The 25,327-nt window shown below is 37.8% G+C and carries 20 protein-coding genes; 15 read left to right on the plus strand and 5 right to left on the minus strand.

The genetic code is table 11. The annotated features are described in order from the left end of the window. Positions 1-11: 11 nt before the first annotated feature. Entirely contained in the window at positions 12-866 is an 855-nt protein-coding gene (locus ACZ5B7_RS11640) for an ABC transporter permease (protein ID WP_423802604.1), read from the minus strand. A gap of 361 nt (positions 867-1,227) precedes the next feature. On the opposite strand from ACZ5B7_RS11640, the gene ACZ5B7_RS11645 reads away from it, so the two are divergent. The 7 genes from ACZ5B7_RS11645 (at position 1,228) to ACZ5B7_RS11675 (ending at position 9,575) form a co-directional block, all read left to right on the plus strand. Further along, entirely contained in the window at positions 1,228-2,784 is a 1,557-nt protein-coding gene (locus tag ACZ5B7_RS11645; protein WP_464494475.1) for a glutathione ABC transporter substrate-binding protein, read from the plus strand. Between the two features lie 83 nt (positions 2,785-2,867). Continuing rightward, the gene (locus tag ACZ5B7_RS11650; protein ID WP_464493853.1) at positions 2,868-4,106 is read left to right on the plus strand and encodes an amidohydrolase family protein; all 1,239 of its coding nucleotides are present in this window, start codon (positions 2,868-2,870) and stop codon (positions 4,104-4,106) included. A 17-nt stretch (positions 4,107-4,123) separates the two neighbouring features. After that, positions 4,124-5,344: an amidohydrolase gene (locus ACZ5B7_RS11655; RefSeq protein WP_464493854.1), complete on the plus strand. Its 1,221-nt coding sequence runs from the start codon at positions 4,124-4,126 to the stop codon at positions 5,342-5,344. Between the two features lie 257 nt (positions 5,345-5,601). Beyond that, positions 5,602-6,540, plus strand: coding sequence for a DUF4822 domain-containing protein (locus ACZ5B7_RS11660; RefSeq protein WP_464494476.1), 939 nt, complete (start codon positions 5,602-5,604; stop codon positions 6,538-6,540). Positions 6,541-6,658: 118 nt separating this feature from the next. After that, the gene (locus ACZ5B7_RS11665) at positions 6,659-8,116 is read left to right on the plus strand and encodes a sensor histidine kinase (protein ID WP_464493855.1); all 1,458 of its coding nucleotides are present in this window, start codon (positions 6,659-6,661) and stop codon (positions 8,114-8,116) included. 13 nt (positions 8,117-8,129) lie between these two features. After that, positions 8,130-8,819 (plus strand): response regulator transcription factor, encoded by a 690-nt coding sequence (locus tag ACZ5B7_RS11670; protein ID WP_464494477.1) that lies wholly within the window; start codon positions 8,130-8,132, stop codon positions 8,817-8,819. A 48-nt stretch (positions 8,820-8,867) separates the two neighbouring features. Then, positions 8,868-9,575, plus strand: coding sequence for an ankyrin repeat domain-containing protein (locus ACZ5B7_RS11675; protein ID WP_464493856.1), 708 nt, complete (start codon positions 8,868-8,870; stop codon positions 9,573-9,575). A gap of 425 nt (positions 9,576-10,000) precedes the next feature. Here the strand turns inward: ACZ5B7_RS11675 and ACZ5B7_RS11680 are convergent, their stop codons facing one another. Continuing rightward, entirely contained in the window at positions 10,001-11,710 is a 1,710-nt protein-coding gene (locus ACZ5B7_RS11680; protein ID WP_464493857.1) for a PucR family transcriptional regulator, read from the minus strand. 253 nt (positions 11,711-11,963) lie between these two features. Between ACZ5B7_RS11680 and ACZ5B7_RS11685 the strand changes: the two genes are divergently transcribed. From ACZ5B7_RS11685 to ACZ5B7_RS11715, 7 genes are all read left to right on the plus strand, one after another. After that, positions 11,964-12,869: an oxamate carbamoyltransferase subunit AllH family protein gene (locus ACZ5B7_RS11685; RefSeq protein WP_464493858.1), complete on the plus strand. Its 906-nt coding sequence runs from the start codon at positions 11,964-11,966 to the stop codon at positions 12,867-12,869. Next, positions 12,847-14,394, plus strand: coding sequence for an acyl-CoA synthetase FdrA (gene fdrA, locus ACZ5B7_RS11690; protein WP_464493859.1), 1,548 nt, complete (start codon positions 12,847-12,849; stop codon positions 14,392-14,394). Before ACZ5B7_RS11685 ends, fdrA begins: the two co-directional genes overlap by 23 nt. Positions 14,395-14,396: 2 nt before the next feature. Further along, positions 14,397-15,824 carry a YlbE family protein gene (locus ACZ5B7_RS11695; RefSeq protein WP_464493860.1) on the plus strand — a complete coding sequence of 476 codons (1,428 nt, stop codon included), beginning with the start codon at positions 14,397-14,399 and terminating at the stop codon, positions 15,822-15,824. A gap of 120 nt (positions 15,825-15,944) precedes the next feature. Next, positions 15,945-17,117 (plus strand): ankyrin repeat domain-containing protein, encoded by a 1,173-nt coding sequence (locus tag ACZ5B7_RS11700; RefSeq protein ID WP_464493861.1) that lies wholly within the window; start codon positions 15,945-15,947, stop codon positions 17,115-17,117. Between the two features lie 15 nt (positions 17,118-17,132). Further along, positions 17,133-18,095, plus strand: coding sequence for a carbamate kinase (gene arcC, locus ACZ5B7_RS11705; protein ID WP_464493862.1), 963 nt, complete (start codon positions 17,133-17,135; stop codon positions 18,093-18,095). A gap of 31 nt (positions 18,096-18,126) precedes the next feature. Continuing rightward, positions 18,127-19,668 (plus strand): xanthine permease, encoded by a 1,542-nt coding sequence (locus ACZ5B7_RS11710; protein WP_464493863.1) that lies wholly within the window; start codon positions 18,127-18,129, stop codon positions 19,666-19,668. Positions 19,669-19,761: 93 nt separating this feature from the next. Beyond that, a complete protein-coding gene (locus ACZ5B7_RS11715; protein ID WP_464493864.1) occupies positions 19,762-20,217 on the plus strand; it encodes a nucleoside deaminase in 456 nt (151 codons plus the stop codon). 58 nt (positions 20,218-20,275) lie between these two features. On the opposite strand, the gene ACZ5B7_RS11720 is transcribed toward ACZ5B7_RS11715, so the two are convergent. Then, positions 20,276-21,148 carry an alpha/beta hydrolase gene (locus ACZ5B7_RS11720; protein WP_464493865.1) on the minus strand — a complete coding sequence of 291 codons (873 nt, stop codon included), beginning with the start codon at positions 21,146-21,148 and terminating at the stop codon, positions 20,276-20,278. Between the two features lie 301 nt (positions 21,149-21,449). On the opposite strand from ACZ5B7_RS11720, the gene ACZ5B7_RS11725 reads away from it, so the two are divergent. Next, entirely contained in the window at positions 21,450-22,748 is a 1,299-nt protein-coding gene (locus tag ACZ5B7_RS11725) for a purine/pyrimidine permease (protein ID WP_464494478.1), read from the plus strand. A gap of 48 nt (positions 22,749-22,796) precedes the next feature. On the opposite strand, the gene ACZ5B7_RS11730 is transcribed toward ACZ5B7_RS11725, so the two are convergent. Both ACZ5B7_RS11730 and ACZ5B7_RS11735 read right to left on the minus strand, forming a co-directional pair. Continuing rightward, entirely contained in the window at positions 22,797-23,135 is a 339-nt protein-coding gene (locus tag ACZ5B7_RS11730) for a hypothetical protein (protein ID WP_423801991.1), read from the minus strand. 664 nt (positions 23,136-23,799) lie between these two features. Continuing rightward, positions 23,800-25,215 (minus strand): sigma-54 interaction domain-containing protein, encoded by a 1,416-nt coding sequence (locus ACZ5B7_RS11735; protein ID WP_464493867.1) that lies wholly within the window; start codon positions 25,213-25,215, stop codon positions 23,800-23,802. Positions 25,216-25,327: the final 112 nt, after the last annotated feature.

The following is a 25,327-nucleotide window of genomic DNA, read 5'->3' on the forward strand; positions in this document are numbered from 1 at the left end:
GGTCAACCTCCCTATTTCTTCATTCTTGGATCAAACGCATCTCGTAATCCATCACCAAAAATATTAAAACCTAAAACTAGTATGGAAATGGCCAGCCCTGGAAAAATAGCGATATAAGGTGCTGAGAATAAGAAATCCCTTCCGTTGCTTAACATCGTCCCCCACTCTGGAGATGGAGGCTGGGCACCAAGCCCAAGGAAGGATAGGCCAGCTGCTGAAAGAATGACAGTTGCTAGTCTTAGTGTCCCTTGTACAATGATAGGTGACAGAATATTCGGTAATATATGTTTAAAAATAATTGTTATATCATTCGCTCCCAGCGAACGGATGGCATCAATGTACTCAAGCCGCTTTACTTCTAAAGTCGAACCCCGAACAATTCGGGCGAATAACGGAATCGAGTATGCTCCTACTGCAATGGTTACATTTGTTAAGCCTGGTCCAAGTGCACTGATGATTGCCAATGCTAGTAAAATTCCAGGGAAAGCTAGCAGGATATCCATGATTCTCATAATCGTAGAGTCAATCCATTTTCCATAGTAGCCCGCAACAAGTCCAAAAATAATACCGAAAAAGGCACCGAAGATTACTGCGGTGATTCCAATCCCCATTGACAGTCTCGATCCATATAGAATCCGACTTAAAATATCCCTTCCTTTATCATCTGTTCCCATCCAATGATCTGGGGACGGGGGTATTAATTTATTTTCCAATTTAATTTCGTATGGATCATAAGGAGCAAGTAATGGTGCGAAGAGTGCAACTATTATATAGAAAAGTATAATGATAGCACCAACCATTGCCGCTTTATTTTGCATTAAAATGGAAAGGAAATCTTTCAGTTTAGATTCTTTTGGATGATTCATAGTTTGTGTTACTACAACTGTTTGTTTTGCTTTTGCTTCAAGTGTCATGTAAAACCCTCCTTATTTATTTAATTGAAAGAATGCTGTAGTTTCTGGTTGTCATGTTCCTCCTTATGAAAGCTAATTTTTTTATGTGGAATAAGTACAAAATTATCAAAATTTAAGTGAAAGTAAATATTTTTTAAATTGTTTGTCAAAATAGTTAAAATTTAAGTAAATATTCTGTAAATATTTCAAATCATCATCTTCTATAATGCAGATAAGCAAATTTAGAGGCAGGTGAAAAAACGGATACAGCTTAGATATAGAATTTAAATAACATCATAAAGGGGAAAGTGAAATGGAGAAAAAAAGACGCACCATGAAAAATGGCATTCTATTTGTTTTAATAGGATTAATGCTGCTGTTAGCTCAAGCTTGTTCAACGAAATCAGCTAATACCAACGAAACAACAGGGAAGAAAGATGAAGTTAAAAAAGGTGGAATACTTACTGTAGTTCGTCTTTCTGATGCAACGAAATTAGACCCACATTTTATAACCGATATTCCTTCTGCTAATGTTGTTTATCAAAAGGTATATCAGGGACTGGTTGTACCAGACAAAGATTTTAAAATTCAACCACTGTTAGCAAAAGAATGGAAGGTCGTAAATGATACAACTTGGGAATTTAAATTAAGAGAAGGTGTTAAATTCCATGATGGAGCATCATTTAATGCAGAAGCTGTGAAGGCGACATTTGATCGTTTATTAGATCCAAAAACTGGATCGCCACAGCGTACGAAATTTGCCATGATTAAAGAAGTAAAAATTATTGATGATTATACCGTTCAATTCTTGCTTGACTATCCATATGCTCCACTTCTATCTATATTAGCTAGCCAAGAAGGAAGCATCATTAGTCCAAAAGCGTTGGCTGAACATCCAGAAAAACTAGCTGAACATCCAGTTGGAACTGGCCCATTTGTTTTTAAAGAATGGAAAAGCGGCCAAGAAATTTCACTTGCAAAAAATGAAAATTACTGGGGGAAAAAACCAAATATCGATGGGGTAGTATTTAAAGTTGTTCCAGAAGATGCAACTCGTCTAGCCATGATTGAAACGGGCGAAGCGCATATCAACGATCAAGTCCCTGTCACTGAAATTGAACGGATCGAAGCTTCAGATACCATGGAGCTTTATCGCACCGAAGGACTTGCTGTTGAATTCCTCGGCTTTAACGTAAAGAAAAAACCATTTGATGATGTAAGAGTCCGGAAAGCAATCAGCCATGCGATTGAAAGAGAAGCCATCATTAAAGGTGTTTATAATAATGTGGGGACTCTTGCTAACGTGGCCATGAGCCCTAAAGTGTTCGGTTATAGCGACAAGGTAAAGCCGTATGATTATGATTTAAATGAAGCAAAAAAATTGTTAAAAGAAGCAGGCTATGAAAAAGGGTTAGAGATTACCTTAGTTACCAGCGATCGTAAAGAACGTATAAATATGGCTGAAGTTATTCAATCTCAGTTAAAAGGGATTGGGGTAAATGTGAAGATTCAAGTGATGGAATATGGTGCATTTATTGAAACTCTTAATAAGGGACAACATGAAATGGTCATCAACGGATGGGGAAATGCCACTGGCGATGGAGATTATAACCAATACAACTTATTCCATTCTTCTTCACAAGGTCCTGCAGGGAACCATTTCTACTATAGTAATCCTGAAGTAGACAAATTGATTGAAGATGCGCGTAGAGAAACTGATGAGAAAACACGCTTAAAACTGTATGAAGAAGTTATGCAAAAAGAAATTGACGATGCAGTTTATATTCCAATCCGCAATTACGAGTATTTAGCAGTAAGTAATAAAAATGTAAGCGGGTATTGGTTAAACGCTTCAAACTACCTAATGATTGATGATGTAGTTATTAAGTAAAAAGCTTGATTGAATGTTGATGAAGGAAAAGTACTTTTTTACAAAAGTGCTTTTCCTAATTTTTTTTCATAGGAGGAAATGAAATGTCGACTTTTTGGTTAACAAATGTTCGTTTAGAAAAAGGCTTCAAATATGAAGATGAACGTATTGCTGCTACTGAAACAGAAATTTGCCATTTGAAAATTGAAGGAGGCAAAATCACCGAAATCACTAGTGAATTGCCTAACTTGGGTGAACAGCAGGTTGATGCGAAGCAGCAGCTATTACTGCCATCTTTACGAGATATGCATATTCACATCGATAAAACCTATTATGGCGGACCTTGGAAAGCATGTACTCCAATCACAAAAGGGATCTTTACCAGATTAGAAGAAGAAAAGGTGCTTTTGCCAAAGCTTTTACCAACTGCACAGGAACGCGCTGAAAAAATGATTGAATTATATATTCGGAATGGGCATACCCATATCCGCACCCATTGTAACGTCGATCCGGTCATAGGATTAAAAAATTTGGAAGCAACTGTGAATGCATTGAAAAAATATGAGGATGTTCTAACCTATGAAATCGTCGCCTTCCCGCAGCACGGTCTCCTCAGGAGTAATTCTATTCAATTAATTCGCGATGCGATGAAAAATGGAGCTACCCTGGTAGGCGGTGTTGACCCGGCAACGGTTGATAGAAATATTGAAAAATCATTAGCGACGATTTTTGAAATTGCTGTTGAAAACGATAAGGGTGTCGATATTCACCTTCATGATCCTAACACATTAGGAGCATTTACTTTTGAAAGAATGGCTGACTATACGGAGCAAGCCGGGTTAAAGGGAAGAGCAACCATCAGCCATGGGATAGCACTAGGCGATTTATCGGGAGAAGCACTCGTTGAAATGGCGGCTATTTTAAGAGAACAAGAGCTTGATGTGACAACAACTGTACCGGTTAATCGTCCTACTATACCAATTCCGACTCTTGATAAATTGGGTGTTCAGGTTTCCGTAGGCCATGATAGCATCACGGACCACTGGTCTCCATTTGGCACTGGAAATACCATTCAAAAGCTTGGAACCCTTGCAGAGAGATTCCGATTGAGCGATGAATACTCTTTATCAACTGTTTTAAAATATGGAACTGGCGGTATAACGCCACTTAATGAAAAAGGGGAACGTGTCTGGCCAAAGGTTGGCGATGACGCAACGATGATGCTAGTAAATGCATCTTGTTCAGCAGAAGCAATCGCAAGGCGGGCAACTGTAGAAGAATTATTTTTTAAAGGGAAAAAGGTTGAAAGCAAGCTAAAAGAAACAAACGAAGTAAGAGTGTAAATGAGGAGGAAATGAACATGACTGCTCCATATTGGTTAACAAACGTTCGATTAGAGACTGGATATCAACAGGATGAGAAAGGTGTCTACGAAACAAAAACATCACTCTTCCATTTGAAAATTGAGGACGGGAAAATTGTTGAGAAAAAAGACGCTACTTTTGTTATCCCATCTGGTGAAACAAAAATAGATGGGAAAGGATTGTTAGCAGTTCCTACCTTTAAGGAAATGCATAATCACCTTGATAAAACCTATTTATCTCTTGATTGGAAGGCTCCAATACCAGCAAAAAATTTGACTGATCGTTTACGCTTGGAAGCATTGGAACTAGAGGAATTGGCTTCATCAACTAAGCAGCGCGCCAGTGCTATGATTGAACTTCTTCTTTCACATGGGTCCACACATGTCCGCTCCCATGTGAATATTGATCCGTATATCGGTTTGAAAAACTTGGAAGGCGTCAAAGCGGCCCTAGAGGAATATTCCGATAAATTAACCTATGAAATCGTCGCTTTTCCGCAGCATGGACTTTTAAGGGACAATGTTATTTCCTTAATGAAGGATGCCATGAGAAATGGTGCAAATATTGTTGGCGGGTTGGACCCAGCAGGTATTGACCGTAATATTGAAAAATCTTTATATGAAGTTATGAACCTAGCAACAGAATTTGATGCTGACATTGATATCCATTTACATGACGGCGGACATGTTGGCTATTATACGGTTGATAAACTCGCAGAACTGGTAGAAGAAGCAAAGTGGCATAATCGCGCAGCCGTCAGTCATGCCTTTAGCTTAGGGGACGTGCCGATTCCACAGCAGGAAGAGATTGCTGAAAAGCTTAGCAATTTAGGGATGTCGATTATGTCCACGATTCCAATTAATAGAACGCTTCCTCCAATTGATTTATTTGACCGCAAAGGGGTTAATGTCTATTTAGGCTGTGATGGTTTCTATGATTCATGGGGACCGTTTGGTACAGGTGATGTACTTGAGAAGGTGACCCGCTTCGGAGAGTTATACCGCAAGAGCGATGAACTGTCGCTGTCTCAATCGTTAAAATTTGCAACAGGCGGACCAACACCATTAACGAAAGATGGAAAAGTGGCTTGGCCGCTTGAAGGAGACGAGGCTAATCTTGTTCTTGTTAATGCATCTTGTACGGCAGAAGCGGTTGCAAGAACACCGAAACGGGAGGCTGTTATGTTTAGAGGGAATGTGGTCTCAGGTCAAATTTAATTATTCATGGATGGTAACATCTCTAAAAGCAAAGCCCAGTTTATGGGCTTTTTTTAATGGAACATGGAAGTTTTTGGCTTAATATAGCAAACTTAAAAGTTAATAATTTGATAATGTTTTTTATACGGGGAGTTAAGTTCTGTAAGGTACAATCAATGTACGTCGACGAAGTCAGGCTTGTATTAAAAATTATTGAATTAGGAGATGAAAGAATGATTAAGAAAGCTAAAATAATATCACCTTTACTCGGATTGACAATAGCATTAGGAGTGTACAGTTACAGCACACAAGCGAACGCAAACGAACAAAATACAGCAACCAAAACAGAACTAAATAAAGTCCAAGATTCAAATAAAAAGCAATCAGAAAATAAGCTAACTAAGGGTCAGAAAATGGCTAACATTCTTAGCAGCACAAATTGGCAAGGTACAAGAGTATACGACAAAAACAATAATGACTTTACAAAAGAGAATGCAAACTTCATAGGTCTTGCGAAATATGATGCCCAATCAGGTAGATATGAATTTTTTGATGCTAAAACGGGTAATAGCCGGGGTGATAAAGGAACTTTCTTTATCACAAATGATGGAAAGAAGAGAATATTAATTTCCGAATCAATGAATTATCAAGCTGTTGTTGAAATGACAAAACTAACTAATGATGTTTTTACCTATAAAAGAATGGGAAAAGATGCTAATGGTAACGATATAGAGGTATTTGTAGAACATGTTCCATATAAAGAAAAAGAGCTTTCCTTTACTGATCCCGATAAGCAGTTAAACTCTGCTACAGGAGATATTGTTAAAGATGTGGATGGAGATAAAATTTTAGGGAGCACTCTTTGGCATGGAACAAAGGTTCTAGATGTAGAAGGAAATGACGTAACAAATTATAATTCAAATTTTATAAGTGTGGCAAAATTTGATGATAAGACTAATAAATATGAGTTTTTTGATGCTAACACAGGAGAAAGCCGCGGTGATTATGGCTACTTCGATGTTGTACATGGAAATAAAATAAGAGCCCATGTTTCAATTGGAGATAGAAAGTATGGTGCGGCTCTAGAACTTACAGAGCTAAATCAAAATAAATTTACGTATAAAAGAATTGGTAAAGATAAAGATGGCAAGGACATAACTGTATTCGTTGAACATGAACCATATAAAGATGATCTTAAACCCAAATTTAGTTTTTAAAGGATTCAAAGAAGATTGACATGCTATTTAGAAAAAGGTTGTCCTCGGGTAAAGCGACAACCTTCCTTTCCTTTATGGTAATGTTTATAAAACTGTACCTCTGTCAGGAGGCCTTCTAATGTCTATTCGGCTGAGATTATTGATTTCGCATACAACCATGCTAATCGTAACGCTAGTAATTTTCATAGTAAGCGCTTTGTTGATTCCAGTGGCGATTACAGGCGATGTCAGGAGTATTAAAGATTTGTATACACGTCAATATGCACTTAAGCCTCTAACTAAACAGGAGGAAACTGCATATCTAGATGTGAAATATTTAGCCAAAAAACAATCAGATCAATTGCTAAATGAGGCTATGCTTAAAGGATTTGATCAAAAACTCAGTTCTGTGCACTCGGGATTAATTATCCGTAAAGGAGATAAAATTGTTCATTCCTCAAAAAATTTAGAGTCCATCCAGGATGCAAAAAAACTTCCTCCGTTTGAACCAGAAAACATTAAGGTGAGAGATACGATCAGTATAGGTCATCAATTTTTTTTATATGTAAAGTTTGATTTTTATTTTCATGATCAAGAAAAAGGCAGTGTTATCATATTGAGGGAAGTGAGTCCTTTTGTTGAGCTATCAAGGAGCTTATTTCCATTAATATTTGGGCTATTATTTTTTACTTTAATTCTTATAAATGGTCTATTAAGTTTTTTTGTATCGAAAAGTATTATTAAACCGTTATTTTCATTGAAAAAGGCAACAGAACAAATGGGTGGGGGAAATTTAAATGTTAGAATCGAAAATAACAGGCAGGATGAGATCGCTCAGCTTAGTCACGCATTTGACAAAATGAGGATAAAACTAAAAGAATCAATTGACCTACAGCTTCAATATGAGGAAAACCGGAAAGAATTGATTTCTAACATCTCACATGATTTAAAAACTCCGATTACCGCTATTAAAGGATATATTGAAGGAATTCAAGATGGTGTTGCAGATTCACAAGGGAAAATGGAGAAATATCTTTCTACCATCAAACGAAAAGCTACAGATATGGATCAATTAATTGACGATTTATTTCTTTTTTCCAAACTTGATCTAAAAAAGCTGCCGTTTTCCTTCGAGGATATTGACATAATCCGTTTTATCGACAATTTTGTTGAGGAAATAAGATTTGATTTAGAGGAAAAGGATATTAATATTTGTGTTGAAAATAGAACAGAAAACGAGGTATTGGTCATTGCCGACCGTGATAAGTTAAGAAGAGTATTGACAAATATTATTGATAACTCGATAAAACATTTGAACAAGGCAGAAAAACAAATAGAAATTTACATTAAAGGTGAGACGAATTTTGTAGAAATTGAAGTCCGTGATAATGGTTCAGGAATTGCGCAAGAGTCACTGCCTTATATATTTGAACGTTTTTATCGCGTGGATACATCAAGAAATAAATCAACCGGCGGCAGCGGTCTTGGTCTTGCGATCGCAAAGCAAATTATCAAGGAACATGATGGAGATATTTGGGTTAAAAGTCAGTTAGGATTAGGTACAAGTATCTTTTTTACTCTGAAGAAGGCAAATTAGCGTGGTGAATAAGTTGAAAAAAATATTAATTATAGAAGATGATCTTGATATTGGTGAATTACAGCAGGATTATCTAGAGATTGATGGTTATGATGTTGAATTGCAAACCTCAGGTAAAGAGGGATTAAAACGTGCACTAAATAAAGATTATGACTTATTAATTATCGATATCATGCTGCCAGAGGTGGATGGGTTCGAAATATGTAAACAAGTAAGAGCTGTAAAAAATATCCCAATCTTAATTGTCTCAGCCAAGAAGGAGGATATTGATAAAATAAGAGGTTTAGGGCTAGGAGCTGATGATTATATTATTAAACCTTTCAGCCCCAGTGAGCTTGTTGCCAGGGTAAAAGCGCACCTGTCGCGATATGAACGACTTATAGGGAATAATGATATTACAAACAAAGAAATAAGCATACGAGGACTTGTCATTGATGAATTGGCTCGAAAAGTCTTAGTAAATAATCAAAAGATATCCTTAACTGCAAAGGAATTTGACTTATTACTTTTCCTAGCTAAGCACCCTAACAGAGTCTTTAGTAAAGAGGATCTCTTCGAAAGTATTTGGGGGTTAGATTCATCTGGGGATATAACCACTATCACGGTTCATATAAGGAAAATCCGCGGTAAAATCGAAAAAGATCCCTCGAAACCTCATTTTATCGAAACGGTTTGGGGTGCGGGATATATGATGTCTGTTTAAACAAGTGTTGACTTTAATTTTTTTCAAAAATATAGATAGGATTTGATTATGACACTTTTAAAACAATCTATTTGTATAATGTTATTTTTTTTGGTAGGTTGTCAAAGCTCAGTAACATCGGAAAATTCAAATAAAAATCAGATTGTAAAGGCGGATAGTATGAAAGAACAATTTTTTAAAGCTGTAGAAAAGGGGAATATAGCTGAGATTAATAACTTAATAAATAAAGGAGTAAATATAAATAGCCAGGATGGTTTGGGAAGGACAGCAATCATGATTGCTGCCTATGCTAATGATGTTGAAACAGCCAAAGCCTTAATTGAAAAGGGGGCTGATGTTAATATTCAGGATAATATGAAAAATAATCCCTTCCTTTATTCTGGAGCAGAAGGGTATATTGGAATATTGAAGCTGACAATCGAAGCAGGTGCTAATCCAAAACTCCTGAACAGGTACGGCGGCACAGCCTTAATCCCTGCCTCCGAGCACGGATTTGTTGAAGTTGTTAAAGAACTCCTAGAAAATACAGAAATAGATGTTAATCATGCAAATAATTTAGGCTGGACAGCATTAATGGAAGCTATTCTTCTAAACGATGGCGGAAGGAAACAACAGGAAACCATTAAGCTATTAATAGAACATGGGGCTGATGTGAACATACCAGATTCTGAGGGTGTCACACCTCTCCAACAGGCAAAAGAAAGAAATTTCTCTGAAATTGAAAAAATTCTCCTGCAAGCAGGTGCAAAACGCTAGAATAGCAATAGTTTTTGAGAATACTCATCTACAAAAAAAGGCGAGACTTTTTTTAAAAGTGCTCGCTCTTTTTTAAAAATAATTATATTAAAAATTCTTTGTGTGTAGAAGCTAATTCTCCATAATTATTAGTAGACATACATTTCCTCCTAACAATTTTAATGTTGGTATATTTATTTGATTGTGTCATTCTCACCACCTTTACTTTTTTAAAGCGCTTTCTATAGGATCCTTATTCTTATTTTAAAGAGGAAAATTTTAACGGTCTTTGGATATAGCAACTAAAAAACTACCATAACGCTTATGCATTCCGTACAAAGGTTTGTGAAAGAACTTTGACGTTGCATGCAAAATAAAAAAATAATCCCTGCTGTGCAAGGAGTATAAATTCTGCTTGCACAGCAGGGATAGAGTTTAATACTTTTTTATGAATCTATTTGAAGTTTTTTGTTTAGCAGTCTGTATATTTTTATAGCTAATTGAATTTGAAGCAGTTCTTCTGCATTTTTTAAATCACTGTTCAAGATTTCTTTAATTTTTTCAATTCTATATATGAGAGTATTACGGTGCAAAAACATTGCTTTCGCAGTTTCACTAATATTAAGGTTATTGTGAAAATAATTCTCTAAGGTATTAATATAGCCGGTACCATGGAATTTATCATGCTCATATATTTTTCCGAGACGTTTCATGAAGAAGTCTTCAAGCTCCATATCTTTTACGTTTGAATCCAAAAAGTGATAGATGCTATGGTCTTCAAAATGCGAGATACCCCCACGGTCATCGAACTTTTGCATTAGTCTTATGGATTCATTGGCTTCAGAGAAGCTCTTATGCAGGGATTGTATTCTTTCATACTGTCTGCCAATTCCAATTAAGAAAGTGGTATTTTTAATATGTTTCCCTAGAACATCGTATATTTTTTGGGCATATTGTTTGGCTTCATTAACGGAAATCGGTGCTCTATTTTCGTGCTGTCCAATCAAAATAATAATTCGGTTATTACGGTGAAAGCAGGTAACTTCTCCATTAGAATAATTAGAATGCTCATAAACTAAATCCACGCATTTTTTGGATCTGTTCTCCACTTGAACCCTTCTGGCGACCAAATCCTCAAATTGATCCTGATCATTGGAATCTATATTAATCACCATACTATGGTACTTATATTGTGAATTTAATCCATGCATTTCACTTAAAGTCTGAATGGATTCAGTTGAGGTGATTTTTCCAGTGAGCAAATCATCAAAAAAGTCCTGCCTAATTTTTAACTTCACTTCCTCGATTTCCTTCGCTTTAATTCTTTCCAGGGCAATGTTCGTTGATGCTTGTTCCAAAATAATAAAGTCAAACTCGGTTAACTCACGTACAGTTTCCCAAACGATTATATACCCGTAAATATTACTTGCTGCAGCTACAGGCAAAATACGGCATTTAACTTCTATATCCTCTAAACGGAATAGTCTTTTAATTGATCTTTTCATATCACTTATATCTTCAGGTATAGCGTCTATGAACTCTTTAGGAAAGGAAGGTCTATTTTTAATTAAATCAAAACAATACGAAAGTGGTACTTTGTTGTTGATGTGCTCAATTGCGTTCACCAGCTTCCAATCTTGATCGACTATGATTACCGGATTACCAATTGTCTCTGACAACATGGAGGAAATCCGCTCAATTCCTCCGCCTTCAAGTGTAATTCTGAAGAACAAACTATGCATATCCAATGTTTTTCTATTTAATAAATCATACCTGCCTGATGCTTTCTCGTTGATAATCGAAATGACCCTTGAAAGGGTGTATTGATAGGGAAGCTCTATAAGCGGAAAACCATACTCATTCGCTTTATCAATCATATTTTTCGGAAGTGTATCGAAGTAACGTTTCATTTTCACGATCAGTCCAGCACAGTTAATTTCAGCAAGCTCTTTAATGATTCTGTTTTGTAATTCCTCATTATCCTTGAAAATATAGCCAGTCGATAGCAGCAATTCATTTGGTGAAAGCCAGTCGAAAGCATCGGGATTTTCAATAATATTTACGATTGAAATTTCATTGTTAATTCCTTTTTCTCCCGCAACAATCTTTATGCCATCAATCGCTTTTATATTAAATAGTTCTTTAACCGTAAGCAAACTTCTCTCGCTCCTTTGTCAAAATTTAAACACAATCCATTATGCAAGTTGCACAATTGAATAGAAAGCTTTTTGGATTTTATAAACGATGACGGTGTTATGCATTATATCTAGAATAATCATGTAAGCTTCATACTTTGTCAAATGAAAATTGTATAAAGCTTTCTCTAGGATAAATTCACTTTTTAAAAGGAGGTAAGATTTGTCCAATTGTAAATGAGGCTCCCCGAGTCAGATTTATGAGGTGTCTTACGTGATAAAAACAGTATCGGCTGATGTTGATTTTGTACAGAAGTTGAATAACTCGAAATTCACAGGGTTTGTTCATAGTACCTTTAATCGGACATTTAATATTAAATGTTCTCAAAATGATGAGTTATACACTATTGCATGCAGAAACGTAGATAATGGACCCAATACCTTAATTATCGATGTTGATAACATTAGACCTATGGAAATTGCAGTAAATGATCAGGTATTTACTAAAAAAAATATTTTGCACATTGGAAATAAGCTTGCCATTTCTTTTGAAAACGTTAATCAATGGATCAGTGTTGTTCCCGGATACCCTTCGAATGAAGAAATTTTGAATCAAAATTTAAAAAAGTTGAAGATATTTATCGACATTCATGGGATAAGCGGCGGAATAAAAAAACACGAATTATCTAATAGCCCATTTGAAGCTAAAGTGTCCAGCTTGCTCGAACAACGAACCAATTTACTTTTAGACGAATTAGCGGGGAATCGAATGTCATCTGCTTTTGATCATGCCATTTCGATTATTGGTCTAGGACCAGGACTCACACCATCAGGGGATGATTTTCTAGTTGGGGTATTTACCGCTTTTAATATGTTAAACAGTCCATTCTATGATCAAAGATCATTCTGTAAAGATGTTGTTCGCGAGGCAAAAAAATTAACGAATGACATTAGCTGGATGGCATTGCAGAAAGCATCCACTGGTAAAGTGAGAGAGTCTATCATTTTGTTACTCAACGCCTTGCTCGGTGAGAATGATGCAGACTTATTTCTCTCTTTAAATAAAGTATTAAACATCGGATCTTCATCCGGTACTGACATCGCATTAGGTCTTGTCGGCGGATTGGAGGCCAATATAAAAGCAGGAGGAAAAGTATATGTTAGTACAAGCATTGATTAATCCTAACACGTATTTCGATTCGGTATCATTAATGTCGCTATCTACTAAAGCGAATCAAATTGATGGTGTTGAACAAGCGATTATCGCAATGGGTACTGAAATGAACAAAGAGGTAATGAAAAATGTCGGTTTAATGACACCGGAAGTCGAGGAAGCCAGCGCAAGTGATTTGATTATTGTAGTGAAAGCTGAAACTGAGGAGCTCTTCGAAAACGCTTTCTTGAGCATAAATGAATTATTCACAAAAAGGGATTCAGGCAAAAAAGGAAAAAGTGATATTAAATACTCTACTATTTCCTCAGCTGCAGAAAATAATCCGGATGCAAATCTAGCGATTATTGCTGTGAATGGGGCATACGCTGCTAGAGAAGCGAGAAAAGCTCTTGAAAATAACTTGAATGTCATGATGTTCAGTGACAATGTCAGCGTCGAAGATGAAATTGCTTTAAAGACTTTAGCGCATGAAAAAGGATTATTAATGATGGGTCCTGACTGTGGTACAGCAATTATCGGAAATACTGCCCTTTGCTTTGCAAATGCTGTTAGAAAAGGAGATATCGGGATTGTTGGTGCATCCGGTACCGGGTCCCAAGAAGTAAGTGTTCGTATCCATGAATTTGGCGGCGGGATCACTCAGCTGATTGGCACCGGCGGAAGAGACCTTAAAGAAGAAGTTGGCGGAATCATGATGCTTGATGGAATCCAAGCGCTAGAAGATGACGAGGAAACAAAGGTTATTGTACTTGTTTCGAAGCCTCCTGCACCAAGTGTGGAAGAAAAAGTGCTAGCGAAAATTAAAACATGTAAAAAGCCTGTTGTCGTTTGGTTTATTGGCGGCGATGAGGAGAAAATTACTGCAGCTGGCGGTCATTTTGCCAAAATGTCAAAGGAAGCAGCACTTAAAGCAGTTTTACTTGCTGGTGCAGATGAGAGCAAACTTAATAAGCGTGCATTAAACATTCCGCTTATTGAAGAAGTTCGTACTAAATTAAAGCCAGAGCAAAGATATATTCGCGGTTTATTCAGCGGCGGTACACTTTGCGATGAGGCAATGCACGCAGCTATGGAGAAATTCGATAATGTATACAGCAATATCGCAAGAAATCCTGAGTATCGTTTAAAAGATCGTTATACAAGTCAAGAGCATACATTCATCGACTTTGGTGATGACGAATATACACAAGGCAAGCCGCATCCAATGATTGATCCTTCTACACGTCTTGACAGATTTATGCAGGAAGCAAAAGATCCATCCGTTGGTGTTATTGTAATGGACTTTGTATTAGGTTACGGTGCTCACGAAGATCCGGTTGGAGCATTCCTTCCTGCAATCATGGAAGCTAAACTGCTGGCAGAACAAGAAGGAAGACATTTGGAGATTATTGGGTATGTTCTTGGTACAGAATTAGATCCGCAAGATTATGAAGAGCAAATCAATAAATTATTGGCTGCAGGTGTCACTCATGCAAGCAGCAGCCAGAACGCAGGTTTATTAGCAAGAGAATTTGTTGTGAAAGGAGAATAGCCATGAGTAAAATTAACGAACTTTTTAAAGGTAAACCAAATGTTATCAACGTAGGCATTGAATCTTTCAAAGAGGATTTAGCAAAACAAGGTGCAGAAGTCATTCATTTAGATTGGACACCACCTGGAAGAGGAAATCCTGCGTTAATTGCAGCGCTTGATAAGTTTGAAGACCCTGCCATTTTGCAAAAAATTGAAGAAGCTAATAAGTTGGCGGTGGAAAGAATTATTAATTCTCATCCTGTTCTAATCGGTTATGACCAAGCGATTAACTGTGTACCAGGTATGACAAAGAAAACCATTCTTCATGCCGGTCCGCCAATCACTTGGGATAAAATGAATGGCCCAATGAAGGGTGCTGTCACCGGTGCGCTGGTATTCGAAGGCTTGGCAAAGGATATTGACGAGGCCGCTGAACTTGCAGCATCTGGTGAAATCACATTCTCGCCATGTCATGAACACAATTGTGTTGGTTCTATGGCCGGTGTCACTTCTGCATCAATGTTCATGCATATCGTTGAGAACAAAACATATGGCAATATTGCCTATACAAACTTAAGTGAACAGTTAGCGAAAATTCTTCGTATGGGTGCCAATGATCAAAGCGTAGTCGACCGATTAGTATGGATGCGTGATGTTTTTGGACCTATTTTAAGAGATGCAATGAATCTAAATCCGGATGGCATTGACTTGCGTTTAATGCTAGCCCAAGCGCTTCACATGGGTGATGAGTGCCACAACCGCAATGTTGCTGGAACGACTCTATTAATCCAAGCATTAACACCTTATATTTTACAAACTGATTATACAATTGAGCAGAAAAAAGAAGTATTTGATTTCGTAGCCAGCAGTGATTATTTCTCAGGTCCAACATGGATGGCAATGGCGAAATGTGCTCTTGATTCCGCTCACGGTATTGAAAATAGTACAATCGTAACCACTATGGCCCGTAATGGTGTGGAATTCGGAATCCGTGTTAGCGGCATGCCTGGAAATACATGGTTTACTGGCCCTGCACAAAAAGTTATTGGCCCAATGTTCGCTGGATACAAGCCGGAAGACTCAGGACTTGATATCGGTGATAGTGCGATTACTGAAACATATGGTTTCGGCGGCTTTGCAATGGCTACTGCTCCTGCGATTGTTGCATTAGTAGGCGGCACAGTTGAAGAAGCAATCGGCTTTTCTACAAAAATGAAGGAAATCACAACAACTCAGAATCCCAATGTAACAATCCCATTGCTTGATTTTATGGGTCTTCCAACTGGAATTGATGTGAGAAAAGTTGTCCAAACAGGAATAATGCCAGTCATTAATACTGCCATTGCCCATAAAGAAGCTGGTATCGGAATGATTGGCGCGGGTATCACTTATCCGCCGGTAGAAGCTTTTGAAAAAGCAATGTTGGCATTAAGCGAAGCTATTCATTAATCAAATATGCTTTTTGGGGGAGGGTGATATCCCAACCCTTAATCCTTGGTTTGGGAAACCTTCCCCCGAAAGCTCCATTGGAAACTGTGTGACAGGACATAAGAACAGGAGCGATTGTTGATGGACAATAAGTCTTTAAATTTGGAATTGATCTTTGCGAGTGAACGGGGAGATGTCAATGCTGTTCAAAGATTGCTCGAAGAGGGAGCAAGTGTAAATTTTAAAGATGAAAACGGCCGGACAGCATTAATGGCTGCGACTCAAAGAAATCAATTTAATACAGTAAAACTGTTGTTAGAAGCAGGCAGTGACGTCAATACCAGAGATATTACACAGCTAACACCTTTCATTTGTTCTGGTGCTAATGGTTTTCATGAAATTCTAGCCATGATGCTGCAATATGGTGCAGACCTAAAAAGTGTCAATCGTTTTGGCGGTACAGCCCTATTGCCGTCTAGTGAGAAAGGCTATTTAAAAACAGTACAAGTTTGCCTTGATGCAGGGGTTCCCGTCAATCATGTGAATAATTTAGGCTGGTCAGCACTTCTCGAAGCGGTTATTTTGGGCAATGGGGGCCGTTTATACTCGAATATTATAGAAGTTCTTGTAGAAGCTGGGGCTGATGAGAATTTGCAGGATCGAGATGGAAAATCATCTCTTCACCATGCAGTAGAATTAAATCAGGAGAAAGTAGTTAAAATTCTTAAAAAAGAATATCAAGAAAATAACCAAACAATTCAAACAGCCAAAAAGCTATATAAAGAAAATAGCATTGAAGAAGCAATCCTAGTAATCAATCAAGCTCTTTCAGAGGACCAGAACAATCTTGATTACTATTTCTACAAAGGATATAGCCTGCAAGAACTAAAGCGGTACGAAGAAGCGTTGGAAGAGTACAACAAAGCTTTAGCGATTAATCCCAATGATCTAGATTTCTACTTCTATACAGCAAACTGCTTGAGATTAATGAACAAGTCCGGGGAAGCGCTTGCAGAATATGATAAAGCTTGTGAATTAAACCCTGACGAAACGTTTTATCGTTATCACAAATCAAATTATTTAAGAGAATTGGGCAGACATGAGGAAGCAGTACGGGAAATGGATAAGCTGCTTGTAATTCAGCCGCATCGCTATGATTTCTCCTTCCACAAGGCTAACAGTCTAAGATCATTAGGGAGACATGAGGAAGCGATTGAAGCAATTGAGAATGCTATTAAACATGACCCGTCGAACTCTTTATATCATCTTCATAAAGAGCAATCTATTGATTTATTAAAAAAAACAAGTAGTTAGATAGGAGAAGACGCAGTGAAAAAATTAGTTATTGTAGCAATCGGGGGGAATTCTTTAGTCCGGGAAAATGGACTTGATTCTGTTCAGGATCAATATGAGGCTGTTTGCGAAACGGCGGTAAATATCGCTGATATGGTTGCCGAAGGCTTAAACGTGGTTGTTACACATGGTAACGGACCACAGGTAGGGTTCGGTCTTAGAAGATCGGAAATTGCAAATGAAGTTGCCGGGATGCCGGCAGTACCTCTGGTCAATTGCGGCGCTGAAACTCAAGGCGGAATAGGTTATCAAATTCAACAAGCTTTGATTAATGAATTTGCCAAAAGAGGTATGAACAAAAAAGTAGCAACTGTTATTACACAGGTTGAGGTAAGTCCCGATGACCCTAATTTTAAAAACCCTACAAAGCCGGTGGGTTCCTTCTTTACGATTGAACAAGCAGAAGAAATGAAGAGAGAACATCTGGATTGGATCTTTGTAGAAGACTCCGGCCGCGGCTATAGAAGGGTTGTTGCTTCGCCGAAACCAATAAATATAGTTGAAAAAGATGCAATTAAAACATTAATAGAGGCTGGATTTGTTGTCGTTGCTGTTGGCGGGGGCGGAATTCCTGTTGTTAAAACAGAAAATAGTTCATATGTAGGCATTGATGCGGTTATTGATAAAGATTTTGCAACAAGTTTGTTAGCAGAACAAGTTCAGGCGGATACCTTAATCATTACAACAGGTGTTTCCAAAGTTTGCATTCATTTTGGCAAGCCAAATCAACAGGCACTCGAAAATATTTCAATTGAAGAAACAAAACAGTATGTTGCAGAAGGTCACTTCCCTCCAGGCAGCATGCTTCCCAAAATTGAAGCAAGTTTAAACTTCTTGGAAAAGGGCGGTTCCAGGGTCATCATCACAAACCCGGAGAGTCTAAAGGATGCTATTCAAGAAAAAGCAGGTACCCATATTGTTAAAAAAAACAATTCATGACCATCTAAGACGGTCTTAAGGAGAATTTCACATGGGAAATATTTCTTTATGGAAAAAAGGAGACTTTGCTGCTTCCTTCGGTTTGTTCGTTAATGTTTTGACAGACTTTTTGGTAATGATCTCATTATTGATTGGTGTAGTTGGGATGCCAAAGGAGTTTGTTTTTAAACAAATTGTTCCTGGCTTTGGATTAGCTGTACTCCTATCTGGCATTGTATTTGCTTATTTTGGCTATAAATTAGCTAAGAAAACAGGCAGAACTGATGTTACAGCACTACCATCAGGTTCTAGTTCACCTGGTATTTTTCTTATCGTATTTGTAATTATGCTTCCTCTATATCATCAAACAAAGGATGCTGCTTTCACTACAACAGTCGGTGTGCTTTGGTGCTTCTTTGAGGCCACCATGCTAATAATAGGTGCATTCCTGGGCGATACTCTTAGAAAGTTCGTCCCAAGAACTGTATTACTCGCAGCCTTGGCAGGTTTGGCATTTGTATTCTTGGGTATGAACCCAATGCTGCAATCTTTTGAAATGCCTATAGTGGCATTTGTTGCACTTATCATCATCTTCATGAACTGGTTAAGTAAACATCCAATATTAAAGAAAATACCTACGGGTTTATTATTGATTGTAATAGGAACCGCAATTGCCTGGATATTCGGATATCAAAGTCCTGCTGCGGTTACTGAAGCTCTGAAATCATTTGGCTTTAATCCTCCCATGTTGCATTTAAATGGACTTTTCGACCATATTGGCGCTGCTCTGCCATATTTATTAACTGCTGTACCTCTAGGGTTAGCGAACTACATTTTTAATCTGGAAAATGTTGAAGCTGCTGCTGTTGTTGGGGATGAATACAAAACTAGAGATGTTATGCTTACAAATGGTATTTGTTCTGCAATAGGCGGCCTATGTGGTAACCCATTCCCGGTAACCGTATATGTAGGCCATGCTGGTTGGAAAGAAGTTGGTGCAGGTATAGGCTATTCTATTGCTAGCTGTGCAGCGATATTTTTCTTATCGATTTTAAGTCTAATGGGACTGTTGCTGGCTGTTATTCCAATTGCCGCTATTGTTCCGATGCTCGTATTTATTGCGATTGTAACAGGGCATCAAGCTGTCAAAAACAGTCCGCAATTTGAAGCCCCTGTAATCTTTGTATGTTTCTTCCCATGGGTTGCTAACTGGGCACTTGTTGCTGTTAATAATGCAATTTCGGCTGCTGGTATGTCGGTGGGTACTGCTGCCAATCAAGTTTCTTCACTTGCCCTGCACAATGCCGGTCTTTTCTACGATGGCTTGGTAGCCCTAGGTAATGGTGCTCCTATTACTAGTGTTCTTTGGGGCTGTATCGCAATCTTTACGATCCGTAACACGCCTATTGGGGGCATAATAGCTGCAGTGCTAGGGGCCGTTTTAACTTTTATTGGTGCAATTCATACAAGCACTATCGGACTTGCCCAAACAACTGCTATGCCTTTCGTTTGGGGATATCTACTAATTGCAGGATTTTTAGCATATAAACTCTATGTAAATAAGAAAGCAAACATTGGTCCTGTTACAGAGTAAAAGTGAAAAGCTACTCAGGAATTAAATTAGATTACTTCCAAATTTAGTTATTCAAAAAAATATATAATGAACAAAACTTGGAGGAATTTGGCTATGGAAAAATACATTAAAATGGCTGTTGATGCAACGATTGAAGGTATGAACAATAAGATCGGCGGACCATTTGGTGCCACAATTGTACGCGATGGTGAAGTCATTGCTGCAGTAAGCAATACGATGATGAGAGATACTGACCCTTCTGCACATGCAGAATTGGTTGCGGTTAGAGAAGCTTGTAAAAAATTAGGGACTTTTGATTTATCAGATTGCGTAATGTATGCAACTTGTGAGCCATGTCCAATGTGTGTGTCTGTCATGATTTGGGCGGGGATAAAAGAGGTATATTACGTTAATACAAAAGAAGATGCTGATAAGCATGGATTCTCCGACATGCACCTGCGCAAATATTTAAAAGGTGAAGATAATAGCGTTATAAAAATGGTTAAAGTGGAACAAAGAGATGATTGCGATAACTTATTTGAGCATTTTCATAAGCTTAACGAGAAGTAATAAATAAGCGAAAAAAGTCCGGTCTGTGAAATTTCAGCACCGGGCTTTTTACATTATTCTACGTGTTTAGGTGGACATGCAGGAAATCAGCAACTTGTAGAAGGGCATTTTGAACTTTAGGATCATGAAATTCTTGATCAAAAACATGCTCACCATTTAATACTGTTATTAACTTTGCTTCGACAGATTCTTTGATGATGGCAGCTCTCATAAACACAGACTGCTCGTATGGAACATCCATGTCTTTTGTCCCGTGCAGCATTAGTGTTGGGGGATAGTCCTTGGTAATATTGTGAATTGGACAATATTTCTTGAGCCCTTCTTTGTTGCTTTCTTGCATCGTGCCAGTGATTAAATTAATCCAAGTACCTTGCTGTCTGCCATGTACATAAAGAAGGAACCGATCTTCTACAGAGGCCTCGGTAAGTGTCCTATCTGAAATAAGAGTATTTGCTACATTTTGTGGAACCATGTCTTTTTGACAATAATATTTGCTTGGTGAAGTTGCCCATTTACCTAAAATGTCGCCATATCCATAGAAGGAGACAATTGCGCTTGGTTTATTTTTAAAGGTGCCGGTACTTAGTGCTAAAAACCCGCCAGCAGAACTGCCAACTACAGCGATTTTTTTGGGATTAATCGAGAACTGTTCGGCCCCTTTTGTGATAATCCAATCGATTGCATCTTGAATGTCCTCGAGAATTTCCGGCAGCTTCGTTTCTGGAGCCAGGCGATAATCGATGGAAAACAACGCGAACCCATTGTCGGTATATAACCGGATCATATCGTTACTAATTTCTTCTCTTGTTCCCCAAATTAATCCCCCGCCGTGAATATAAACCACAACAGGTGCATGCTCTCGATTTGTTCCATAGTAATCTGCTTTTAGTTCAAAGGAATCATTCTGCTTATATATAACTGTTTGCTTCATCAATTTGCACGTCCAATCATGAAGTATTGAGAATGTGCCAAGTTTATCAAAGAATGTAAAAAAAGTCATTGTGTATGTTGCCTAACAAAAATACTGATATTTTGGATTAGTGGTACAAGGACGGATTTGTGCAATGTGTCTAAAATGAAGATATAGTCAAGATGTTGGAACGCTGATGAGCTTTCATTATTTTGTTGTTGCGTAATAAAGATTGCTTTAATGGATTTGTTCGGCACTTTTCTTTAGATGGTGCCGGACTTTGAATTCTAATAAAATTTTTTGGAGGTAAGCTGCTTTGCAAATGAGTAAAAGTAATAATTTCTTTAGTACCCTTCAATGGTTTATCTATTTACTCGCAAATTCGATTGCGCTACCGATTGTGATTGGAAATGTATTTCACCTTTCTGATGCAGCAATTTCGGACCTTATGCAAAGAACGTTTTTTATTGTCGGATTAAGCTCTTTTATTCAGGGAAAATTTGGACATCGATTTCCAATTGCAGACGGACCTGCTGGGTCCTGGGTAAGCATTTTTGTTATTTTCGCAGGCGTTGGCGCGGAGCAGGGATTGACAATGAAAGAAACATTACGGACTCTTGAAGCTGGATTAATTTTAGCAGGAATGCTGTTATTGTTATTAGGCGTGTCGAAATGGGTACGTCATTTGCTATTCCTCTTCTCTCCATTGGTAACTGGTTGTTTTCTTTTTATTTTGGCTATCCAGCTAAGTGGGGTGTTTATAAAAGGAATGGTATCCATAAATCCTCTTACAGGCCAAATTGATAAGCTGGGTTTCTTTGCTGCAATACTAGTATTTTTCCTTATCATCTTCCTTTCCACAAAAGGGAAGGGCTGGCTGAAAAGTTACGCAATTTTAATAGGTATATTATGCGGTTGGGTGCTGTTATTAATCTTCGGTAAGAGTTCACAGTCTATATCTTATTCAGCATCATGGATTAAATTTCCTGAGATATTTCCTTGGGGATACCCACATATGACAAGTGGTATTTTGATTACCTCGATACTATTTACCTTTTTACTTATTTCAAACACATTTGCTGCTATCAGTGCTGCAGCGGATACAATTCCAAATCAACAAACATCATTAGAAGTTAGGCTTTATAAAGGAACATGCGCTGGGGGACTTTCTCATATTTTATCAGCCGTATTTTCAACCATTGCCGTTGTACCGCTTCCGGCGACTGCAGGGTTTGTTAAGATAACCAAACAATACAGGATTTTTCCATTCGCTGCAGCATGTGGGGTTTTAATGGCCTTTTCCTTTTTTCCTGGTGCAGTGAGTTTGTTGGCATCGCTGCCATTATCTGTAGCAAGTGCTGCGCTTTTAGCAACACTAATTGATATGCTGGCAATTGGTATCAGGTCATTGACAAAGCAACCATTAAACGATAGGAATATAGCCATTATTGGAATTTCATTCCTATTAGGGATTGGAACAATGTTTTTACCTGCGGATGGTTTAAATGGACTTCCGTACGTGATTCAAAATTTTGGTAAAAATGGTTTATTAGTCGGGACTTTTATGGCTATCTTACTTGAACAGATTTGGAAAGAAAAACAGCCATCGACAACTATATGATTTTAATAGAAAAAAAGCGTGCAAAGAATTTTTGCATGCTTTCTGCTGTTATTTGTCATTTTTCTTCTCATTGCTTTTATCGCTAAGCGTGCGATAAATCTGCGTATACATGCTGCCTTCTGCTATATTTTCAAGAAAAAATGGTCCAATTAGTTCAAGATATTCTTCATCATCAAACATTTTCTTATTTTGCCATTCCATCTCCGCTAACCCGTCGTAAGTCGACAGCAATGCATATGTATGATCGTTCCCAGAAATTGGCGTTAGGATCTCAACCTTATGGTTATAATTTTCCATTCTAAATTTTTTTATTTCTCGTAAATTTTCAATGCCTTCTTTAAATTTATCCTGTTTAATCGTGAATGTCTGGTGGACAATAACCGACATTGCATTACCTCCAATCAAGTAAATAAGAAGGCAGTCTCGAAGGCTAGTGGATCAGAATCCATGTGAGACTGCCTCTTTCTATTTTGGACTAGTTTATTGATAGCTTTCCCAATCCGTGTAATGGCCGGTGCCTTGACATCCCGGACATTCAAACGAATTAAAATATGCAAATTCATTGTAAGGGTAAACGGTGTAGCCTCGGCCAAAACAATCTGGACATTTGCCTTGGTCTTTCATATTGGAGAGATGATTTTGATATCGTGTTTCTCTCCATTGATTGAATGAACTGAGCAGTCCCATTTTTTTCACCTCAACGTTTTTATTCAAATAGGACAAGAGTTTTTGACTTTGAAAATTGTCCAGCTCCAGGCGCCATCGGCTAGTGTACTTCGCTCTTCTCCCTACGATAAGTCAACATCGGATCGCTAGCGCTCTCCGTGTTTCCTTTATCTCAGTCGAAGCGCTCCAGTCCATACGCCGATTGACGGGCGCCTTCCGCTTTTCTTAGTATGGGGTAAAAATGGAATAATTATGCTTTTACCTTTTAAAAAGGTAACAGCTGCTGCAAATACTTTTATATAATAATATTTTTATGTAAAACAAGCCCTGTTTGTGAATGCAAAAAAGCGGTAATCCCGTTGATTACCGCTTTTTTTTTTGAATATTAAATGCTGAGATTTAGTTTTTTCATTCGATACTGCAGGCTTTGCCGGCTTAGTCCCAGCAGTTTAGCACTCTTTGAAATATTGTGGTTATTCTTTTTCAGCACATGTTCGATGTAGGATTTTTCAAATAGCTCCAGCTGCTCCTTAAGAGGGATCGCAATATCAGCCTGTTCATCAATAAAGGTATCAACTGTAGAAAGAGGGAGCATTCTTTCCTTCATTTGCATTTTATTGCGGTATTGATACGGTAAATGGGAGTACTTGATGATTTCTTCATCCATCATAATGTTCATCGCAGCTTCAATGATATGTTCAAGCTCGCGGATGTTACCGTGCCAATCATATTCAAAAAATGATTGCTTAACTTCATCAGATAAACCTTTTACATTCATTTGAAAACGTTCATTATATTTTTCGATAAAGTGCTCCACCAATAATGGAATATCTTCTTTTCTTTCTCTTAATGGCGGGATGAAAATTGTTACCACCCCCAGCCGATAATATAAATCTTTTCGAAGATTGTTATTGGCGACGGCATCAATCGGATCCTCGTTGATATTGGCGATCACCCTGACATCAACAGGTGTATCCTTTGTATCGCCGATTCTACGGATCATTCGTTCCTGTAGAACCCGAAGCAGCTTTGCCTGAAGGTTCATATTTAAAGAGTTAATTTCATCAAGTAACAGTGTGCCGCCTTCAGCCTGTTCGAATAATCCCGGTGAATCAACAGAGCCCGTAAAAGCTCCGCGTTTCGTTCCGAAAAGAAGGCTTTCGATTAAATTATCAGGCAGGGCAGCACAGTTTTGCGAAATAAATGGACCGGCAAGCCGAGTGCTGGCATTATGAATACTCTGCGCAAAAAGCTCTTTGCCTGTACCTGTTTCCCCAACGATTAATACATAGGATGCAGTCCGGCTGGCACGTTTCGCTGCTTCGATTACTTCTTTAAGGGCAGGGCTATTCCCGATGATATTATCAAAAGTATATCTGGTGCCGCTTTTATTTGTATTTCCTTTTATCAGGCGTTCGAGTTTCGTCACGTCATTGGCAATTTCTACTGCACCTTGCAGATTTTCATTTTGATAAATTGGGATCGTATTATTGATGGTTGTAATTTCACGGCCCTTATTATTAAAATAGGTTTGCTTGACATTACTGGTTTCTTTCCCATCCTGTAGAGCTTTTACTAGTGTACTAGATTGATTATCTTTAAATTTAAAAACATCCAGCAAATTCTTATTGATTACTTCTTGAATATCCATCGACTCTATTTGCATCATTTTTTTATTGTAAACGATTGTTTTCCCTGTATTATCGACGGCGTGGACACCTACGTCGACCTCGTCCAATATCCTTTTGTACATACTGTTTATATATTGTAGCTGTTGGATTGTTCTTTTTGTATTTTCCATGCCGTTTTCTCTCCTTGCAAATCCCTTATGCACTAATTTAATCAAAAATCAGACTATAATGCAAAATAATTTTGCGTAAATTCTTAAATATATGCAAAATAGCAAAAAAAAT

It is taken from the genome of Neobacillus sp. S1115, assembly GCF_055385565.1.

What these genes read in the sequence shown, in the direction of transcription:
- ACZ5B7_RS11650 (WP_464493853.1), top strand. Translation starts at nt 2,868, where the DNA reads ATGTCGACTTTTTGGTTAACAAATGTTCGTTTAGAAAAAGGCTTCAAA.
- fdrA (WP_464493859.1), top strand. Translation starts at nt 12,847, where the DNA reads ATGTTAGTACAAGCATTGATTAATCCTAACACGTATTTCGATTCGGTA.
- ACZ5B7_RS11655 (WP_464493854.1), top strand. Translation starts at nt 4,124, where the DNA reads ATGACTGCTCCATATTGGTTAACAAACGTTCGATTAGAGACTGGATAT.
- ACZ5B7_RS11645 (WP_464494475.1), top strand. Translation starts at nt 1,228, where the DNA reads ATGAAAAATGGCATTCTATTTGTTTTAATAGGATTAATGCTGCTGTTA.
- ACZ5B7_RS11730 (WP_423801991.1), bottom strand. Translation starts at nt 23,135, where the DNA reads ATGTCGGTTATTGTCCACCAGACATTCACGATTAAACAGGATAAATTT.
- ACZ5B7_RS11700 (WP_464493861.1), top strand. Translation starts at nt 15,945, where the DNA reads ATGGACAATAAGTCTTTAAATTTGGAATTGATCTTTGCGAGTGAACGG.
- ACZ5B7_RS11665 (WP_464493855.1), top strand. Translation starts at nt 6,659, where the DNA reads ATGTCTATTCGGCTGAGATTATTGATTTCGCATACAACCATGCTAATC.
- ACZ5B7_RS11725 (WP_464494478.1), top strand. Translation starts at nt 21,450, where the DNA reads ATGAGTAAAAGTAATAATTTCTTTAGTACCCTTCAATGGTTTATCTAT.
- ACZ5B7_RS11675 (WP_464493856.1), top strand. Translation starts at nt 8,868, where the DNA reads ATGACACTTTTAAAACAATCTATTTGTATAATGTTATTTTTTTTGGTA.
- ACZ5B7_RS11735 (WP_464493867.1), bottom strand. Translation starts at nt 25,215, where the DNA reads ATGGAAAATACAAAAAGAACAATCCAACAGCTACAATATATAAACAGT.
- ACZ5B7_RS11715 (WP_464493864.1), top strand. Translation starts at nt 19,762, where the DNA reads ATGGAAAAATACATTAAAATGGCTGTTGATGCAACGATTGAAGGTATG.
- ACZ5B7_RS11710 (WP_464493863.1), top strand. Translation starts at nt 18,127, where the DNA reads ATGGGAAATATTTCTTTATGGAAAAAAGGAGACTTTGCTGCTTCCTTC.
- ACZ5B7_RS11720 (WP_464493865.1), bottom strand. Translation starts at nt 21,148, where the DNA reads ATGAAGCAAACAGTTATATATAAGCAGAATGATTCCTTTGAACTAAAA.
- ACZ5B7_RS11640 (WP_423802604.1), bottom strand. Translation starts at nt 866, where the DNA reads ATGAATCATCCAAAAGAATCTAAACTGAAAGATTTCCTTTCCATTTTA.
- ACZ5B7_RS11695 (WP_464493860.1), top strand. Translation starts at nt 14,397, where the DNA reads ATGAGTAAAATTAACGAACTTTTTAAAGGTAAACCAAATGTTATCAAC.